Below are 18,307 nucleotides of genomic sequence, written 5' to 3'. Positions count from 1 at the left end.
TCAGCCCCGGACCACCAGCAGCGGGATCGTCATCTCGGCCGCGGTGTCCGCCCCGTGGTACGCCACCAGCCGGGACACCGCCGGCGGCTCGGACCGGGTGGCCAGCACCGCGTAGGTGTCCCGGCAGGTCACCACCACGTCGCCGATGCGCCCCAGGTGCTCCGGCGGCACCGGGCCGAACCGGCCGTCGGCCACCGCCTCCTCGCGGGTCTGCACCAGGGCGGCCGGCCCGAGCACCGCCGACCACGCCGCCAGCACGTCCGGCACCGCGCCCGGCGCCGCGTGCAGGTAGCGCACCCGCGGCTCACCGGCGACCACCCGGACGCCGGCCCGCAGCCGCGGGTCGGTGTCCAGGTCGAAGCGGTGCGCGGCGGGCACGTCGAGCTGCCCGTGGTCGGCGGTGACCAGCAGCGCGGCGTCCGGCGGCAGATCGTCGACCAGCCGGGCGAGCAGCGCGTCCACCTCGGCGGCGGCCACCCGCCAGGGGCCTGAGTCGACGCCGCTGAGATGACCGTGCCGGTCCAGCTCCGGGTGGTAGCCGGAGACCAGGGTCGGGCCGGCACCGGCGGTCAGCGCCGCTCGCATCGTGCCGGCCAGCGCGTCGATGCCGGCGGCGCCCCGGTAGTCGCCGCCCCGGTTGGCGGCCAGGGTCAACCCGCTGCCGGCGAACTCGGGGCGGCTGACCACGGTCACCGCCACCCCGGCGGCCCGGGCCCGCTCCCACTGGGTACGCACCGGCTGCCAGCGCAGCGGGTCCGGGTCGCCGGTCCACTCGATGTGGTTGAGCACCCGGTCGGTGCCGGGCACCCGGACGGTGAAGCCGACCACCCCGTGCGCGCCCGGAGCGGCACCGGCGCCGAGGGTGACCAGGCTGGTCGGGGTGGTGGACGGGAAGCCGGCCGTCAACGGCCGACCCACGGTCGCGGCCAGCCCGGCCAGGGTCGGGGCGTACGGGGCGGCGGTGGGGATCTGGTACCAGCCGAGGCCGTCCACCAGCAGCACCGCGATCCGGCGCACCCCGGCCAGCCGCGGGGCCAGGCCGAGCAGGTCGACCGCGCCGGGGACGCCGAGCACCGCCAGCGCGCTGGGCAGCACGTCGGCCAGGCTGCCGCCGCCGTAGCGCGGGGCCACCACGTCCAGCGGGCCGGGCGGGGAGTGCGTGCCGGTCGGCGCGCTCATGCCGGGCGGCGGGCGAACAGGTGCAGTTGGGCGGCGAGGTCGCGGTACGGCGGGCGGGCGGCCAGCGCCCGTTCCAGCTCGACCAGGGCGCCCGGCTGGCCGTCGGCCACGGCCGCGGGCAGCAGGTCGGCCAGCACGCGTACCCCGTGGGTCTCCTCGACCACCAGCCCGGCGGCGCGCAGCAGCGCGGCGGCGCCCTCGGCGTCGAACCGGCGGCGCAGGGTGTCCCGTCGGCCGGCGGACCCGGCCGGCGCGGTGGCCAGCGCGGCGGCGACGTCGAGGTGGCCGTTCATCGCCCGGCCCAACACCGCGGCGGCCCGGCCGGCCACCAGCACGCTGGCCGCGCCCCCGGGACGCAGCGCGGTGGCCAGGGCGGTGACCACGGGTGCCGGGTCGTCCACCACCTCCAGCACCGAGTGGCAGAGCACCAGGTCGGCGCCGCCCGGCTCGACCAGCCCGGCCATCGCGTCGCCGTCGCCCTGCACGGCGCGTACCCGGTCGGCGACCCCGGCCTCGGCGGCCCGGCGGGTCAGCGCGGCGAGCGCGTCGGGACTGGCGTCGACCACGGTGACCCGGTGCCCGGCCTGGGCGAGCGGCACGGCGAACCCACCGGTGCCACCGCCCACGTCGAGTACGGTCAGCTCGGCGCCGGCGCGGCGGTCCAGCTCGGCGGCGAGCACCGACCAGATGACAGCGGTACGGGGGGTCAGCGGCGGCCCGGCGAACCGGCCTGGGGTGGTCTGCTCCACCCGGTCGAGCCTAGTCACCCGCGCCACCCGACCCCCCGTACCGGTGGTGGGCTGTTTCGATCAGGTCAGGACTCGCCGCCGCCGGCCGGGTCCTCCTCGGCGCGGGAGCGCTGGGCGTTCGCCACCGGCCCCTCGGTCACCTGGTACTCGCGCGGCTCGGCGTCCTGCGCCGGCGCCCAACCGGCGCCGAGCCGGGTGCGCCGGGAGTTCGCCACTCCGGTGTACGTGCTGTTCCCCGTCACTGGTCATTCCCCCTTGCGGCGAGCGGGCCACTCTGCCCGCACGTGCCACGAAGTCTCCCGCCCGCCGGCCGCGGAAACCGTAATGGGGATCACTCCGGTCAGCGAAAATCCCGTGACGCCGGGGTGACCGGCGGCTCGATCGCGTCCAACCGGTCGGCGGTCAGGCTGGTGACTCCCTCGTGCCGCTGCAACCGGCCGCGGACCACCAGGGCCGCGCTGGTCCGGGCCACCCGGCGGTAGCGCTGCCACAGCCCCGGGGAGCACGTGACGTTGAGCATCCCCGTCTCGTCCTCCAGGTTGAGGAAGGTGACCCCGCCCGCGGTCGCCGGCCGCTGCCGGTGGGTGACGATCCCGCCCACCCGGATCCGCCGGCCGGGCTCCACCCGGCCGAGCCGGGCGATCGGCACCGCGCCCAGCGCCGCCAGCCGGTCCCGGATGAACCGGGCCGGGTGGCTCTCCGGCGACAGGCCGGTGGCCCAGACGTCGGCGACCAGCCGGTCCACCGCCTCCATCCCGGGCAGGGTGGGCGCCGCCGCGCCGGTCACCGTGCCGGGTAGCCGGCCCGGCCGGTCCTGAGCCGCCGCGCCGGCCGCCCACAGCGCCTGCCGGCGGGTCAACCCGAAACAGGCGAAGGCGTCCGCGGTGGCCAGCGCCTCCAGCTGCGCGGCGGTCAGACCGACCCGCCGGGCCAGGTCCGGCATGTCCCGGTACGGCCCGCGCGCCGTCCGCTCCGCCTCGATCCGCTCGGCCACCCCGTCGCCGAGGGTACGCACGCCCGACAGCCCCAGCCGGACCACCGGACCGCCCAGCCCCCAGGCGTGCGGCGGCTCCCCCGGCACGCTGCCCCAGCGGGTCTCCGGGGTGGATTCCAGCACCGCCGCGGCGCCGCTGGCGTTGACGTCCGGCCGGCGCACCTCGACGCCGTGCCGGCGGGCGTCGTCGACCAGGGTCTGCGGCGAGTAGAAGCCCATCGGCTGGGCGTTGAGCAGCGCGGCCAGGAACGGCGCGGGGTGGTAGCGCTTGAGCCAGGAGCTGGCGTAGACCAGGTAGGCGAAGCTCATCGCGTGGCTCTCCGGAAAGCCGTAGCTGGCGAACGCGGAGAGCTTGTGGAACACGTCGTCGGCCAGCTCCCCGGTGATCCCCCGCTCGGCCATACCGGCATACAGCCGGTCGGCGATCCGGGCCATCCGCTCCGCCGACCGCTTCGACCCCATCGCCCGGCGCAGCTGGTCGGCGCCGGCCGCGTCGAAGCCGGCCAGGTCGATCGCCAGCTGCATCAGCTGCTCCTGGAACAGCGGGACGCCGAGGGTCTTCTCCAACGCGTTGCGCATCAGCGGGTGGGCGAACTCCACCGGCTCCTGGCCGTTCTTGCGGCGGATGAACGGGTGCACCGAGCCGCCCTGGATCGGACCGGGGCGGATCAGCGCCACCTCCACCACCAGGTCGTAGAACTCGCGCGGCTTGAGCCGGGGCAGGGTGGCCATCTGGGCGCGGCTCTCCACCTGGAACACCCCGACCGAGTCGGCCCGGCAGAGCATGTCGTAGACCTCGGGGTCGTCCAGCGTCATGTCGCCCAGGTCGAGGGTCTCGCCGATCATGTCGTACCCGTAGTGCAGGGCCGACAGCATGCCCAGGCCGAGCAGGTCGAACTTGACCAGGCCGACCGACGCGCAGTCGTCCTTGTCCCACTGCAGCACGCTGCGGCCGGGCATCCGGCCCCACTCCACCGGGCACACCTCGATCACCGGACGGTCGCAGATCACCATGCCGCCGGAGTGGATGCCCAGGTGCCGGGGGAACGTCTGCAGCTCGTTCGCGTACGCCACCACCTGCTCGGGGATGTCCTCGACGTCGACCGACGCGACCGAGCCCCAGCGGTCGATCTGCTTGCTCCAGGCGTCCTGCTGGCCCGGGGAGAAGCCGAACGCCTTGGCCACGTCCCGCACCGCCGAGCGGGGCCGGTAGGAGATGACGTTGGCGACCTGGGCGGTGTGCTCCCGGCCGTACCGGGCGTAGACGTGCTGGATCACCTCCTCCCGGCGGTCGGACTCGATGTCCACGTCGATGTCCGGCGGGCCGTCCCGCTCGGGGGCGAGGAACCGCTCGAAGAGCAGCCGGTGCCGCACCGCGTCCACGTTGGTGATCCGCAGCGCGTAGCAGACCGCCGAGTTGGCCGCCGAGCCCCGGCCCTGGCAGTAGATGTCCTGCTTCCGGCAGAAGTCGACGATGTCGTAGACCACCAGGAAGTAGCCGGGGAAACCCAGCTCGTCGATCATCCGCAGCTCGTGCTCCAACTGCCCGTACGCCTCCGGGTGCGCCTCGGGCGGGCCGTACCGCTCGCGGGCGCCGGCCATCGTCAGGTGGCGCAGCCAGCTCATCTCGGTGTGCCCCGGCGGCACCGGGTACGCCGGCAGCTGCGGCGCGACCAGTTGCAGGTCGAAGGCGAGTTCCGCGCCGAACTCGGCGGCCCGGGCCACCGCACCCGGGTACGCCCCGAACCGCGCCGCCATCTCCGCGCCGCTGCGCAGGTGGGCGGTGCCGGCGGCGGGCAGCCAGCCGTCGAGCTCGTCCAGGCTGCGCCGGGCCCGGACCGCCGCCACCGTGGTGGCCAGCCGGCGCCGGCCCGGGGTGGCGTAGTGCACGTTGTTGGTGGCCACCGTGGGCAGCCCGGCGGCGGCGGCCAGCTCGGCCAGGGCGTCGTTGCGGTCGGCGTCGACCGGGTGCCCGTGGTCGGTGAGCTCCACCGCCACCGTCTCCGCGCCGAAGAGGTCGGTCAGCCGGTCCAGCTCGCGGGCCGCCGCGTCGACGCCCTCGGTGAGCAGCGCGCCCGGCACGTGCCCCTTGCGGCAGCCGGTGAGCACCAGCACGTGATCCTTGAGCTCGGCGGCGACCTCCTCCAGCTCGCCGTAGACCGGGCGGCCCTTCTCGCCGCCGCGCAGCTGGGCGCGGGAGATGGTGGCGGCGAGTCGGGCGTACCCCTCGTGCCCGTGCGCGAGCACCAGCAGGTGCCGCCCGTGCGGGTCGGGCTCGCCGTTCTGCGGGCCGGGCAGCCCGAGGGAGAGCTCCGCGCCGAAGATCGTCGGCAGGTGCAGCGCGCGGGCCGCCTCGGCGAACCGGACCACGCCGTAGAAGCCGTCGTGGTCGGTGACGGCGAGCGCGGTCAGCCCCAGCCGGGCCGCCTCCTCGGCCAGCTCCTCGGGGTGGCTCGCCCCGTCCAGGAAGCTGAAGTTGGTGTGCGCGTGCAGCTCGGCGTACGGAATCGTGCCGTCCGGGCGGGGCAGCTCGGGCGGTTCGTACCGCTCGCGGCTGCGGCTCCAGGCCGGCGAGTCGCCGCCGTCCGGTTCGACGGCGAGCGGATCCACCACGTGCAGGTGCCGCTCCTCGCGCGGCCGCCCGCCCCGCGGCCGGTCACCCGGCCCGCCGTCGGCGGGCCGGCCGGAGAGCACCCGCTCCAGCTCCGACCAGGGCAGCTTCGGGTTGTGGAAGCTCATCCGGCAGCCCTCCCCCGGCCCGGCACGGACGCGGAACCGGCCCGGGTCGTCGCGGGCGGGAACGCATTCCCTGAGGAGCGATATGCCGCTGCGTCATAGATATTCCTCTGCGTCATACCGCTCATCCGGGGAGGTGTCTCCACGACGCCGGCCGCGGCCGGGTGCGCCACCGACGGTCCCGGCCAGCAGGTCCGACCCGCATCGGACCGACCACCACCTGCCCGGCCGCGGAGCGACGGCCTGGTCCGTCGCTCAGTCATAGATCGCCTCCACCAGCCAGTGGCCGCCCTCCACCGCCAGCAGCAGGGCGGCACCGTCGGCCAGGCTGACCTGGAACCGGGCCCGGCGCCGGGCCTCGGCCGGCGCCCACCATCGCTCGTCCACCGGCCACGGGCCCACCCACCCGACGATCTCTGCCGGGCGGCCCGTGCCGACGGTCAGCCGGGCCGGTGGGGCGCTCACCGCGAGCCGCGCGGTCACCACGACCGGCTCGCCGGTGGCGTCGTGCACCGCGGCGGGCAGCGGGCTGGGCAGCACCACCGCCGGCGCGGGCGGTGGCAGCCGCCCCGGCCAGGGCGGGGGCGCGGTCCGCCCCGGGGACGGCGAGCCCGGCGTGCCAGGGCCGGCCGACGCGCCGAGGGCGGCCGGTGGCGGAGGCGGGCCGGGGCGGGCGGGCAGCCGCTCGTCGCCCCACGGCACCAGGTGGGTCTGGTCGGCCGGAGAACGGCCGCCGCCGAGCACGGCGGTGACCACCGCCTCCGGGCCGAGGATGCCCTGCACCCGGCTGAGCGCCCGGTGCGCCCGGTCCCGCTCCTCGCCGGTCTCCCCCCAGAGGCCGGGCTGCAGGCCCGCGCGGGCGAGCACCCCGTCAGGGACCAGCCGCAGCCGGACGATCCCGGCGGTCGGCCGGGCCGGACGGCCGCCGGCCCGGCCGGAGCTGCCGGAGAGCCACCCGTCGAGCTGCCAGCGGACCCGGTCGGCGATGGCGGCGGCGGTGAGCAGCCCGTCGTGCCGCCAGACCCGGTGCAGCTCCTGCCCGTGCGCGGTGACCGCCTCGATGCCGAGCCGGGTGCAGGCCAGCCCGTACCCGGCCAACCGGTCGTGCAGCCGCTCGGCCAGGGCGCGGGCGGCGAAGGCCGCCGCGTCGACCCGGTCGAGCGGCTCGTCGTGGTCGGCGGTCACCGCCAGGTCCACCGGGGGCTGCCGGACGGCCAGCGGCCGGTGGTCCCGGCCGGCGGCGAGCCGGTGGGCGAGCGCCCCGTCGAAACCGAACCGGGCCAGCACGTCGCCGGGCGGCAGTGCGGCGAAGTCGCCCAGGGTGCGCACCCCGAGCCGGCGCAGCAGGTCGGTCAGGGCCGGCCGGCCGATCGCCTCGACCGGCAGCCCGGCGAGGAACTCCGGCGTCCCGCCGGGGGGCACGACCCGACCGTCCCGCGCGGCGAGCCCGGCGGCGAAGACCCCGTCGGCGATCCCGACCTGGCTCTCCACCGCGCAGGCCTGGGCCACCTGCTCGACGATCCGCTCGGCGGCGGCCTCCTCGCCGCCGAGGTAGCGGGCCGGCCCGCGGGCGGCCAGCGCACAGGCGCCGGGGCGGACCACCTCCAACCCGGCGGCCACCTCCTCCACGGCGGCGACCACCGGCTCGAAGGCGCGGGCGTCCCGCCCCGGATCGTGGTCGACCACGATCAGCTGGGGGCAGCGCCCCTGCGCCTCCCGCCGGCGCAGGCCCCGGCGCACCCCCTCGGCGCGGGCCCGCTCGGAGCAGGCCACCACCCGGTTGGCGTGCAGCACGGCGACCGCCGCGGTGGCGGGCACCCCGTCGACGATCTCCGCCGCGACGACCGGCCAGTCCGGGCACCAGAGCAGCAGGGTGCGCACCGGCGCGCCGGTCACGCCGGACCCACCACGGTCAACGCCCGCCGCGTCCCACCGGACGCCGCGGCGCGCGGGATGACCCGGGTGAGCGCGTCGCCGGGCAGCCAGACCCTGGCCTCCTTCGGCCGGGCGGCCGCGCCGCGCCCGCGCGCCGACACGGTGACCTCGCGGCGGCGCAGCCGGCCCCGGCCCTGGCCGAGCCCCTCCCAGACGCCCCGGACCACCTGGAGGGTGACGTCCGCGCCGTCCCACCGGCCGTACGGGACGAGCACGCAGCCGCGCTGCCGGGCGCGGGCGGTCAACCGGTCGGCGACCGAGGCGGAGACGGCGTGCGGCACGGCGGTCACCACCACGTCGACCCCGTCGATCAGCGCGGCGACGACGGTGGGCCACTCCGGGCCCGGGTTCGGCACCAGGGCCAGCCGGTCCAGCGCGATGCCGAGCTCGGCCGCCGCGCCGGCCCCGAAGGTCGGCACCCCGACCACGGCGCACCACGAGCCGGCCCGGGACGCCTCGGCGAGCAGCGCCAGCATCAGCGAGGTGCCGCCGCTGTGCCGGGAGCGGCCCGTGGTGACCGCGATCGTGCTGCCCCGGCGCAGGCCCCGGTTGGGCAGCAGACCGGTCAGCTCGGGCGCCACCGGGAGCATCCGGTGACCGCCCGCCGGGTCCGGCGCGCTCGCCGGACGGACCAGCTCGGCCAGTGCGGCGGACCCGACCACCATGCGGCCCGCCATGGGACCAACCCCCCGTCGTGTTGCGCTGGTACCAGGTGCTCCCGCTGACGGGAACGGATGGACGTGCCGGGCGGCGCCGCCCGGCGAGGGACCCGGGCGGCGCCGGGGTCAGGCGGCGAGACCGTCCAGGGTGGGTTGGTGCGCCAGCCCGAGCGTGGCCTCGACCACGGTCACGAAATGCTCGGCGGCCCGGAGCAGGTCGTCGGCCTCACGGGCGGTCACCACCCGGGGTATGCCCGCCTCGGCGGCGGCGCGCTTGCCGGCGCCGGCGGCGAAGTAGCGGGACCACTCGTCGAGCTCGGGGGCGACGGCGCAGAGCAGGACCCAGACGCTGGTGATCCGGTTGCGCCGGGTGGGGGCGGGACGGGCCCGGGCGGCGAGCAGGGCGGCCGCCGCGCGCAGCGCCGCCAGGTGGGCGGCCGCGTAGCGCAGGCCGTCGGGTCGGGTCTGGGCGGCCTCGGCGAGCCCGCGCCGGGCCACCGCGAGGAGCTGGGCCGGGGTGCGGTGGGGCAGCACGTGCGCCGGCACCGTCGGTGCCTGGGCCGGGTTGATCGGCATGACTGTCTCCTCCACGTGGCCGGGGCGGGGGCGACGCGCGACGGATCGGACCGTCGGTGCGGAGCACCCGGAGCGGGTGGTGCGGAGGAAGACGCACCGGTGTGGGGGCCGGCCGGATGTGGATGCTTCCCCACACCACACCCGGCCGGCGAACCGGCGGGTTCGTCGCCCGCCGCCCGGGGGTCGGTGGGCGGCGGACGACGATCCTGCCTTGACGGGACCGGGCTCGCGACTGCCCGGAACCCAGGTGCGGTCCGCGAAACCGCACCGCCCGGAAGCCGGCGCCGCGAAACACCGCCTCCGGGAGCGTTTGGAACGGGCGTACGATTCAATCGAACACTCGTTCTAACTGCTCTGACAGTACACCCTGCCTACGATGAAAACGCAACGTGTGGCCGGCGGCGTGCCGGCCGGAGCGGGCGGACGGATTCCCAGCCCGGGCACAGCAACCGCAAAGCCGTGCCAGAGGTCGCCTCGGCAGGGTGGGACCCATGACAGACCGACCCACCGAGACGAGCCTCGGATGAGCGCCACCGTCCTCGACCGGCGCACCGCGTACCGGCCGCTGCCCACCGCGCCCCGCTGGTGGGCCGACCTGGCGGGCGCCGCGGCGGTGCTCAGCCTGCTGGTCGTCACCGCGCTGTGGACCGCCGACCGGGGCGTGCAGGAGCTGGTGGGTGGCCTCGCCACCGGCCTCACCTCCGCCGGCCGGCTCGCCGGCCTGCTCAGCGCCGACCTGATGCTCATCCAGGTGGTGCTGATGGCCCGGGTGCCGCTGATCGAACGGCGCTTCGGCCAGGACCGGATCGCCCGCTGGCACCGCCTCGCCGGCTTCACCTCGTTCCACCTCCTGCTCGCCCACGTGCTGCTGACCACCGTCGGTTACGCCGGCACCAGCCGGGAGAACGTGCTGACCGAGACCTGGACGCTGGTCACCGAGTACCCCGGAATGCTGCTCGCCACCGCCGCGCTGGCCCTGCTGGTGCTGGTCGTGGTCACCTCGATCCGGGCCGCCCGGCGACGGCTGCGCTACGAGTCCTGGCACCTGCTGCACCTGTACGCGTACCTGGGCGTCGGGCTGGCGCTGCCGCACCAGCTCTGGACCGGCGCCGACTTTGTCGAGTCGGCCGCCGCCCGGGCGTACTGGTGGACGGCGTACCTGGTGACGCTGGGCAGCGTGCTGGTCTTCCGGCTCGGCGTGCCGGTCTGGCGCTCGCTGCGGCACCGGGTCGAGGTGGCCGCGGTGGTCCCCGAGGCCAGCGGCGTCACCTCGGTCTGGCTGCGCGGGCGCCACCTGGACCGGCTGCCGGTACGGGCCGGTCAGTTCTTCGGCTGGCGGTTCCTGGACGGCCCCGGCTGGACCCGGGCGCACCCGTACTCGCTCTCCGCACCGCCGTCCGGTGACCTGATGCGGATCACCGTCAAGGAGCTCGGCGACGACAGCGCCCGGGTGGCCACCCTGCGCCCCGGCACCCGGGTGCTGCTGGAGGGCCCGTACGGGCGGATGACCGGCCAGCACTGGCGCGGCGGCGGGATCACCCTGCTGGCCTGCGGCGTCGGCATCACCCCGCTGCTCGCGCTGCTCTGGGAGCTGCCGTACGCGCCGGGCCACGCGGTGCTGCTCTACCGCGCGCGTACCCACGAGGAGCTGGCCTTCGGCGCGGAGCTGGACCGGCTGGCGGCCGAACGCGGCGTGCTGGTCCACCTGCTGGTCGGGCCGCGCGCCAGGCGACCGGCCTGGCTGCCGGCGTACGCCGAGGGCCTGTCCGACGCGGAGGCGCTGCGCCGGCTCTCCCCCGACATCGCCCACCACGACGTCTACCTCTGCGGCCCGGACGGCTGGATCGACGCGGCGCGGGCCGCGACCCGGGCCGCCGGGGTGCCCGAGGCCCACACCCATCACGAACGCTTCGCCTGGTGACAGGCGCGAAGGGAGGATCCGTGCGACGGATCACCATCTGGCTGCTGTCCACCGTGGCGGCCCTGGTCCTGCTGTTCAGCTACAAGACCAGCACCATGGGCGTCGGCGGGGAGACCAGCGCCGTCGCCACCGGCGGGGGCGACGCGGGCGCCGGCCCGGCCGCCGGGAACGCCACCGGAGGGGGTACGACCGACGACGGCAGCACCGCCGGCTCCGGCACGTCCGACGGCTCCGGCACCTCCAGCGGGAGCGGTACGTCCAGCGGGTCCGGCACGTCCGGCGGGAACGGCAGCTACGACGGGTCGGTGGCGCAGACGCGGTGGGGGCCGGTGCAGGTCCGGATCAGCACCTCGGGCGGGAAGATCACCGAGGTCAGCGTGCTCCAGGTGCCGGACGGCAACCGCCGGGACCAGGAGATCAACGACTACGCGGTGCCGGTCCTGCGGCAGGAGGCGATCGCCGCGCAGAGCGCTCAGATCGACACCGTCTCCGGCGCGACCGTGACCAGCGACGGCTACCGCGAGTCGCTGCAGGCGGCCATCGACGCGGCGCACCTGCGATGAGCGCGCCGACGATCCCGGCCCGGGACCTGGACCGGCGGGCCTGGGTGGTGCAGGTGATGGGGCTGCCGGTCAGCGTGCACCTGCGCGGGCCGGCCGTGCACACCGACGCCGTCGCCGAACGGGTGCAGCGGCTCTTCGCCGAGCTGCGCGCGGTCGACGACACGTTCAGCACGTACCGCCCGGAGAGCGAGATCGGGCGGCTGGCCGGCCGGGTGCCCGACCCGGCCACCGCCGGCCCGGCGGTGCGCGAGGTGGTCGAGCTGTGCGAGCGGGCCCGGCTGCGCACCGGTGGCCGGTTCGACGCCCGGCGGTTGCCGCTGCCCACCGGGGGCGCCGGCTTCGACCCGTCCGGCCTGGTCAAGGGCTGGGCGGTGGAGCGGGCCGCGCGCCTGCTGACCGACCTGCCCGGGCACGACCTCTGCCTCAACGCCGGCGGGGACGTGCTGTTGCGGACCGCGCCGGGCCGGCCGGCGTGGCGGGTGGGCGTCGAGGACCCGGACCGCCCCGGGCGCCTGCTGGACGTCCTCAAGCGGCGGGACGGCGCGGTCGCCACCTCCGGCACCGCCCGGCGCGGCGCGCACATCGTCGACCCGCGTACCGGCCGGCCGGCGACCGCGCTCCGCTCGGTCACCGTGGTCGGCCCGGAGTTGCTCTGGGCCGACGTGTACGCCACCGCCGCGATGGCCGCCGGCCCGGACGCCCTGGCCTGGCTGGCCACCCTGGAGGGCTACGCCGCCCTCCTCCTCGACACCGCCGGCCACCTCCACACCACCCCCACCTGGCCCACCCCCACCGCCCCCTCCCCCACCTCCTCTCCCGCGTCGATCTAGGGCCAAGTGCTGCCAGTCGATCTCCAATCACGACAACAACTCCTAGATCGACGAGGTGGGGGGCGGGGCGGGGGCGCGGGGCGGGGCGGGGGCGGGCGGCGCGCGGCGGGCGGGCAGCGTGCGGGCGGGCGGCGTGGGGGCGGGGCGGCGCGGGCGGGGTGGGGGTGGGGAAGAATGGGGGCATGGAGGTTCACCCGAACGTGCAGGCGGTGCAGGCGGCGCTCGACGCGACGGACGCCCGGGACGGCTCCGGCCTGCCCAGCCGGGTCCGCCTGCTGCCCGAGGCGGTGCACACCGCCGCCGCGGCCGCCGAGGCGCTCGGCGTCGAGGTCGGCGCCATCGCCAACTCGCTGATCTTCGCCGCCGACGACGCGCCGCTGCTGGTGCTCACCTCCGGCGCCCACCGGGTGGACATCGCCGAGCTGGCCGCCCGGCTCGGGGTGACCCACCTGCGCCGGGCCACCCCCGAGTTCGTCCGCGAACACACCGGCCAGGTGATCGGCGGGGTCGCGCCGGTCGGCCACCCGCGCCCGCTGCGCACCCTGGTCGACACAGCCCTGCGGGGGTACGCCGAGGTCTGGGCCGCCGGCGGGGTGCCCCGGGCGGTCTTCCCCAGCACGTACGCCGACCTGCTGCGGATCACCGCGGGCACGCCGGCCGAGGTGGCGTGAGCGAGCGCATCGGCCCGGCCGTACCCGAGCTGGTGACCCTGCACGTCTGGCGGGTTCCCCGGGCCGCGCTGCCCCGGGCGCTGACCCGGATGGCACTGGACCCGCGCCGGTTGCGGGCGACCCCCGGCGTGCGGTTCGGCAAGCTGCTCGGCACCGGGACCGGCACCGGCTTCGGGCCCGGCGACGCCGACCTGACCCGGTGGGCGGCGCTGACCGTGTGGGACTCCCCCGCCGCCGCGGCACGCTTCGACTCCGGCCCGGTCGGCCGGGCCTGGGCCCGGATCGCCCGCGCCGCGGTCCGGGTCGACCTGCGCCCGGTGTCCAGCCGGGGCGAGTGGTCCGGCCGACGCCCGTTCGGCGACCCGCCGGGCGGCCGGGTCGACGGGCCGGTGCTGGCGCTGACCCGGGCCCGGCTCCGCCCCCGCCGGGCGGCGACCTTCTGGAAGGCGATCCCACCGGTGGCCGCCGCGCTGCACGAGGCGCCGGGGCTGCTCGCCCGGTTCGGCGTGGGCGAGGCCCCGCTGGGCTGGCAGGGCACGGTCAGCGTGTGGCGCGATCCCGCTGCCCTGGTGGCGTTCGCGTACCGTCACCCCGAGCACCGCGCCGCGATCGCCCGTACCCCCACCGAGGGGTGGTACGCGGAGGAGCTCTTCGCGCGGTTCGAGGTGCGCGGGGTGGTCGGCGACCGGACGGTGCTCGGATGGGTCGCCGACGGCGACCCGGCAACGGTGAAGGGACATCCATGAGGTTGGTGCGCTGGACGTCGGACGACCTCGTCCGGCGGCTGGACGACGTGGTCGCCGTCTACGGGGAGGCGATGGGCTACCGTACCGACCTGTTGCTGGCCCGGCGCGGCTACATCGCCACCCACGTGCGCCGGCCCGGGTTCCGGGCGGTCGCCAGCCTCACGACCGAGGGCCACCTGGCCGGCTTCGGGTACGGCTACCTCGGCGCCCCCGGGCAGTGGTGGCACGACCAGGTCTTCCGCGCCCTGCACCCGGACGACCGGCGGCGCTGGCTGACCGACTGCTTCGAGGTGGTCGAGCTGCACGTCCGGCCGCCCGCCCAGGGGCACGGCGTGGGCGCCCGGCAGCTGCGGGCGCTGCTCAGCCTCGCCGAGGGCAGCACCACCCTGCTGTCCACCCCGGAGGCCGACGAGCAGACGTCCCGGGCCTGGCGGCTCTACCGCCGGTTCGGCTTCACCGACGTGCTGCGGCACTTCCACTTCCCCGGCGACGAGCGCCCGTTCGGCGTGCTCGGCCGGGACCTGCCGCTGACCCCGCCCGCCCCGGCCGACCCCGCCGCGTCGTGACCCGGCGACGGTTCTGCTGGGCGCTGCTGGCCGTCCTGGTCCTCGCCCAGATCTGCTACCCGCTCACCACCGGCGACACCCGGGCCCGGCTGACCGTCGCCACGGTGGTGCTGGGCTACCTGCTCTCGGTGGGGCACGCGCTGCTGAGCCGGGGCCCGCGGACGGCGGCGGCGCTGGTCGCGGTCGCCACCGGCGGCGGGTTCGCCATCGAGGCGCTCGGGGTGGCCACCGGCTTCCCGTTCGGCAGCTACGACTACTCCGGCGAGCTGGGCCCGAAGCTGGCCGGGGTGCCGCTGATCATCCCGCTCGCCTGGACCTGGATGGCCTGGCCGGCCTGGCTGGCCGCGGTCCGGCTCACCGGCTCGACGGCCGGTCGGATCGCGCTGGCCACGCTCGGCCTGGCCACCTGGGACCTCTTCCTCGACCCGCAGATGGTCGCCGAGGGGTACTGGATCTGGCGGGACGCCACTCCGGCCCTGCCCGGGCTGCCCGGCATCCCGGTCAGCAACTACCTGGGTTGGGCGCTGTTCGCGGTGCTGCTGATGAGCGCGCTGCGGCCGCTGGCCGGGCCGCCCGTCGGGCACACCGACGGGCGGGACGCGCCGATGTTCGCGCTCTACCTGTGGACGTACTTCTCCAGCGTGCTGGCGCACGCGGTCTTCCTGGGCCTGCCCGCCTCGGCGGTCTGGGGCGCGGTCGGCATGTCGGTCGCGGCGGTGCCGCTGGCCGTGACGCTGTGGCGTGCCCGCGGGCGGGTCGAGCCGGCCCGGGACCGGCGACCCGGCGTGGACGTCGACGCCACCGCATGACCGCCGTCCTCGCCCTGACCGTCGTGGTGGCCGCGCTGACCGGGCACACGCTGGTCAACGCGGGCCGCTGGCTGCGCCGCCCGACCGGCGACCCGGTCGAGGTCGGCCAGCCGGTCGCGGTGCTGCTGCCGCTGCGCGACGAGGCCGCCCGGGTCACCCCCTGCCTGCGCGCGTTGCTGGCCCAGCGCGGGGTACCGCGGCTGCGGATCGTGGTGCTCGACGACGGCTCGACCGACGGCACCGCCGACGTGGTGCGCGCGGTCGTCGGTGACGACCCGCGGGTCACCCTGCTCACCGGGGTCGCCCCGCCGCCGGGCTGGCTGGGCAAGCCGCACGCCTGCCACCAGCTGGCCACCCGCGCCGACCCGGCCGCCACCGTGCTCGCCTTCGTGGACGCCGACGTGGTGCTCACCCCGTACGCGGTCGCGGCGGCGGTGGCCGAGCTGCGCGCGGCCGGGGCGACGCTGCTGTCGCCGTACCCCCGGATCCTGGTGCGGACGGCGGCCGACCGGCTGGTCCAACCGCTGCTGCAGTGGTTGTGGCTGACCTTCCTGCCGCTGCGCGCGATGGAGCGCTCGGCGCGGCCGTCGCTGGCCGCGGCCGGCGGGCAGTTCCTGGTGGTGGACCGGGCCGGCTACGACCGGGCCGGCGGGCACGCCGCGGTGGCCGACAAGGTGCTGGAGGACATCGAGCTGGCCCGGGCGGTCAAGCGCGCCGGCGGCCGGATCGCCCTGGCCGACGGCTCCCGGCTGGCCGCCTGCCGGATGTACGACGACTGGCCGCAGCTGCGCGACGGCTACTCGAAGTCGCTGTGGGCCTCGTTCGGCCACCCGGCGGCCGCCGCGACCGTGGTCACCCTGCTGCTGGCGCTCTACACCGCGCCCCCGCTGATCGCGCTCGGGGCACTGGCCGCGGGGGCCTGGAGCCTCGCCGGGCTCGCCCTGGCCGGGTACGCGGCGGGGGTCGCCGGGCGGGTGGTCAGCGCCCGGGCGACCGGCGGCCGGGCCTGGCCCGACGCGCTGGCACACCCCGTGTCGGTCGTGGTCCTCGGTTGGCTGACCCTGCGGTCGTACCATCTGCGGAAGCGGCGCCGACTGTCCTGGCGGGGCCGCCCGGTCAGCTAGGGGGCGGCATGGCGCGCATCGTGGTCATCGGCGCCGGGGTGGGCGGGCTGGCCACCGCGGCCCGGCTGGCCGTCACCGGGCACCAGGTCACCGTCCTGGAACGGGCCGACGCCGTCGGCGGCAAGCTCGGCCGGTACGCCCACCACACCCCGGACGGGTCGTTCCACTTCGACACCGGCCCCAGCCTGCTCACCCTGCCCGAGGTCTTCCACGACCTGTTCGAGGCGACCGGCGCCAAGCTGGACGAGTACCTCGACCTGGTGTCGCTGGACCCGATCGTCCGGCACGTCTTCCCCGGCGGGCGGACCCTGGACTCCTGCGCCGACCCGGACGAGTTCGCCGCCCGGATCGGCGCCGCCCTGGGCGACCGGTCCGCCGCCGACTGGCGCCGGCTGTGGCGCCGGGCCGAGCGGGTCTGGGCCGCCTCGCACCGGGACATCCTGCGCCGCGCCGTCGGCTCGCCCCGGGACCTGGCCGGCCTGGCCTGGCGGCTGGGCGACCTGGCCGCCATCGCGCCGGGCCGCACCCTGCGCGGGCTGGGCCGCGGCCACCTGTCCGACCCGCGGCTGCGGATGCTGCTCGACCGGTACGCCACCTACACCGGCGCCGACCCGCGCCGGGCCCCCGCCGCGCTGGTCGCGGTGCCGTACGCGGAGCTGGCCTTCGGCGGCTGGTACCTGCGCGGCGGGCTGGGCACGCTGGCCGACGCGCTGCTGTCACGCTGCCTGGACCTCGGCGTGGTGATCCGCACCGACAGCACGGTCACCCGGATCGACGCCGCGGGCGGCCGGGTGCACGGGGTACGCCTGGCCGGCGTCGCCGCCCCGGTCCCGGCCGACGTGGTGGTGGCCAACGTGGACGCGCTCACCGTCTACCGCGACCTGCTGCCCCACCCGGGCCGGCTGGCCACGCTGACCGACCGCAGCCTGGCCGGCTTCGTGCTGCTGCTCGGGGTGCGCGGCGACAGCGGGCTGGCCCACCACAACGTCTTCTTCCCCCGTGACTACGACGCCGAGTTCGACGCGGTCTTCGGCGACCCGGGTCGGGGCGTACCGGCCCGGCCGGCGGCGGATCCGACCGTGTTCGTCACGGTCGCCGACGACCCGGCGGTCCGCCCGGCCGGCCACGAGTCGTGGTTCGTGCTGGTCAACGCCGCCCGCCAGGGCACCGCCACCGGCGCGGTGGACTGGCGCCGGCCAGGGCTGGCGCAGGCGTACGCCGACCGGATCCTGGACGTGCTCGCCGAGCGGGGCGTGGACGTCCGGGACCGGCTGGTGTTCCGGGAGATCCGTACCCCGGCCGACCTGGACACCGCGACCGGCGCGCCCGGCGGGACGATCTACGGCACCGCCGGTGGGCTGCTCCGGCCGGCGAACCGCGGCCCGGTCGAGGGGTTGTGGCTGGTCGGCGGCTCCAGCCACCCCGGCGGCGGCCTGCCGATGGTGACCCTCTCCGCGCAGATCGTCGCCGAGGAGATCGGCCCGGCCTGGTGACGCGCGGGGGCACCACGCCCCCGGGAGCCTCCAGGGCCGGCGGGTGCTGACCGGTCAGCCGGCGTCGATCAGGGCGCGGCGGACGGTGGAGAGCAACTGGCCGAGGCCGAAGCCGGCCAGCAGGACCCAGACGGCGGTGGCCATGGTGACGGTGCCGGCGGCCAGGTCGGGGTCGATCAGCGCGGTCAGCCCGGCCAGCAGCAGCCCCACCAGGGCCACGCAGACCCGGGTGGGCCGCTCCCCCACGGTCACCGCGCCGATCTCCCGCATGCCGGCGGCGACCGCGCGGGCCCGGACGTACTCGTGCAGCCAGGACAGCGCGCCACCGGCGACGACCAGCGCGCCGGGCGCGCCGACCAGCCAGAACGCGAGCAGCCAGGCGATCTCACCGAGCCGGTCGGCGGCCGAGTCGTAGACGTAGCCGAGCCGGGTGGTGCGGCTGGTGGCCACCGCGACCGCGCCGTCCACGCTGTCGGCCACCGAGGCGAGCAGCACGAACAGCGCCCCGACGATCGGCCCGGTCGGCGACCGGACGGCGAACAGCGGTACGCAGAAGCAGAGCAGCACCCCGGCCACGGTGACCGCGGTCGGGGTGACCCGGAGCCGGCCGAGGACGTACCCCACGTGGTACGCGAACCGCAGCCAGGCGCGGACCACCGGCGCGGCGACCCGGGGGTCGAAGCCGCCGTGCAGCCGCGCCCAGGCGGTCGCGTAGTCGTCCCACTTCAGCTGAGTGCCCACCATCGGTCAACCGTC

General features: G+C 76.9%; 17 protein-coding genes. 9 read left to right on the top strand and 8 right to left on the bottom strand.

All coding sequences use genetic code 11. From position 1 onward, the window contains the following. The 7 genes from ACFY3U_RS05485 to ACFY3U_RS05455 all read right to left on the bottom strand — a co-directional run bounded on the left by ACFY3U_RS05485 (nt 1) and on the right by ACFY3U_RS05455 (nt 8,828). Entirely contained in the window at nt 1-1,179 is a 1,179-nt protein-coding gene (locus ACFY3U_RS05485; RefSeq protein ID WP_387195296.1) for an alkaline phosphatase family protein, read from the bottom strand. Continuing rightward, the gene (locus ACFY3U_RS05480) at nt 1,176-1,946 is read right to left on the bottom strand and encodes a class I SAM-dependent methyltransferase (protein WP_387195292.1); all 771 of its coding nucleotides are present in this window, start codon (nt 1,944-1,946) and stop codon (nt 1,176-1,178) included. Before ACFY3U_RS05480 ends, ACFY3U_RS05485 begins: the two co-directional genes overlap by 4 nt. A 47-nt stretch (nt 1,947-1,993) precedes the next feature. Next, entirely contained in the window at nt 1,994-2,170 is a 177-nt protein-coding gene (locus ACFY3U_RS05475) for a hypothetical protein (RefSeq protein ID WP_387195289.1), read from the bottom strand. 98 nt (nt 2,171-2,268) lie between these two features. Next, on the bottom strand, nt 2,269-5,661 hold the full coding sequence (locus tag ACFY3U_RS05470) for an error-prone DNA polymerase (RefSeq protein ID WP_387195285.1): 3,393 nt from the start codon (nt 5,659-5,661) through the stop codon (nt 2,269-2,271). A gap of 252 nt (nt 5,662-5,913) precedes the next feature. After that, nucleotides 5,914-7,554: a DNA polymerase Y family protein gene (locus ACFY3U_RS05465; protein ID WP_387195282.1), complete on the bottom strand. Its 1,641-nt coding sequence runs from the start codon at nt 7,552-7,554 to the stop codon at nt 5,914-5,916. After that, nucleotides 7,551-8,270 (bottom strand): hypothetical protein, encoded by a 720-nt coding sequence (locus ACFY3U_RS05460; RefSeq protein WP_387195279.1) that lies wholly within the window; start codon nt 8,268-8,270, stop codon nt 7,551-7,553. Before ACFY3U_RS05460 ends, ACFY3U_RS05465 begins: the two co-directional genes overlap by 4 nt. 108 nt (nt 8,271-8,378) lie before the next feature. Beyond that, nucleotides 8,379-8,828, bottom strand: a complete 450-nt coding sequence (locus tag ACFY3U_RS05455) for an SAV_6107 family HEPN domain-containing protein (protein ID WP_387195276.1) — start codon at nt 8,826-8,828, stop codon at nt 8,379-8,381. 523 nt (nt 8,829-9,351) lie between these two features. Between ACFY3U_RS05455 and ACFY3U_RS05450 the strand changes: the two genes are divergently transcribed. The 9 genes from ACFY3U_RS05450 (at nt 9,352) to ACFY3U_RS05410 (ending at nt 17,551) form a co-directional block, all read left to right on the top strand. Further along, a complete protein-coding gene (locus tag ACFY3U_RS05450; protein WP_387195273.1) occupies nt 9,352-10,749 on the top strand; it encodes a ferric reductase-like transmembrane domain-containing protein in 1,398 nt (465 codons plus the stop codon). A 20-nt stretch (nt 10,750-10,769) separates the two neighbouring features. Continuing rightward, nucleotides 10,770-11,312, top strand: a complete 543-nt coding sequence (locus ACFY3U_RS05445; RefSeq protein WP_387195270.1) for an FMN-binding protein — start codon at nt 10,770-10,772, stop codon at nt 11,310-11,312. Beyond that, nucleotides 11,309-12,142, top strand: a complete 834-nt coding sequence (locus tag ACFY3U_RS05440; RefSeq protein WP_387195267.1) for an FAD:protein FMN transferase — start codon at nt 11,309-11,311, stop codon at nt 12,140-12,142. Before ACFY3U_RS05445 ends, ACFY3U_RS05440 begins: the two co-directional genes overlap by 4 nt. Before the next feature lie 182 nt (nt 12,143-12,324). Further along, nucleotides 12,325-12,813: a YbaK/EbsC family protein gene (locus tag ACFY3U_RS05435; RefSeq protein ID WP_387195264.1), complete on the top strand. Its 489-nt coding sequence runs from the start codon at nt 12,325-12,327 to the stop codon at nt 12,811-12,813. Then, nucleotides 12,810-13,559, top strand: coding sequence for a monooxygenase (locus ACFY3U_RS05430; RefSeq protein WP_387195261.1), 750 nt, complete (start codon nt 12,810-12,812; stop codon nt 13,557-13,559). Before ACFY3U_RS05435 ends, ACFY3U_RS05430 begins: the two co-directional genes overlap by 4 nt. Next, nucleotides 13,556-14,125: a GNAT family N-acetyltransferase gene (locus tag ACFY3U_RS05425; protein ID WP_387195258.1), complete on the top strand. Its 570-nt coding sequence runs from the start codon at nt 13,556-13,558 to the stop codon at nt 14,123-14,125. The genes ACFY3U_RS05430 and ACFY3U_RS05425 overlap by 4 nt, the downstream gene beginning before the upstream one ends. Next, a complete protein-coding gene (locus ACFY3U_RS05420) occupies nt 14,122-14,934 on the top strand; it encodes a carotenoid biosynthesis protein (RefSeq protein WP_387195255.1) in 813 nt (270 codons plus the stop codon). Before ACFY3U_RS05425 ends, ACFY3U_RS05420 begins: the two co-directional genes overlap by 4 nt. Next, a complete protein-coding gene (locus ACFY3U_RS05415; protein ID WP_387195252.1) occupies nt 14,931-16,058 on the top strand; it encodes a glycosyltransferase in 1,128 nt (375 codons plus the stop codon). Before ACFY3U_RS05420 ends, ACFY3U_RS05415 begins: the two co-directional genes overlap by 4 nt. An 8-nt stretch (nt 16,059-16,066) precedes the next feature. Continuing rightward, nucleotides 16,067-17,551, top strand: coding sequence for a phytoene desaturase family protein (locus ACFY3U_RS05410; RefSeq protein ID WP_387195249.1), 1,485 nt, complete (start codon nt 16,067-16,069; stop codon nt 17,549-17,551). Between the two features lie 54 nt (nt 17,552-17,605). Here ACFY3U_RS05410 and ACFY3U_RS05405 read toward each other — a convergent pair whose 3' ends face one another. Next, entirely contained in the window at nt 17,606-18,295 is a 690-nt protein-coding gene (locus ACFY3U_RS05405) for a CDP-alcohol phosphatidyltransferase family protein (RefSeq protein WP_387195246.1), read from the bottom strand. Nucleotides 18,296-18,307 lie beyond the last annotated feature (12 nt).

The organism is Micromonospora sp. NPDC000089 (assembly GCF_042899365.1).
Taxonomy (GTDB): Bacteria; Actinomycetota; Actinomycetes; order Mycobacteriales; family Micromonosporaceae; genus Micromonospora.
The sequence above is the reverse complement of the archived record's forward strand: the minus strand, read 5'-3'. Positions and strand labels throughout refer to the sequence as shown.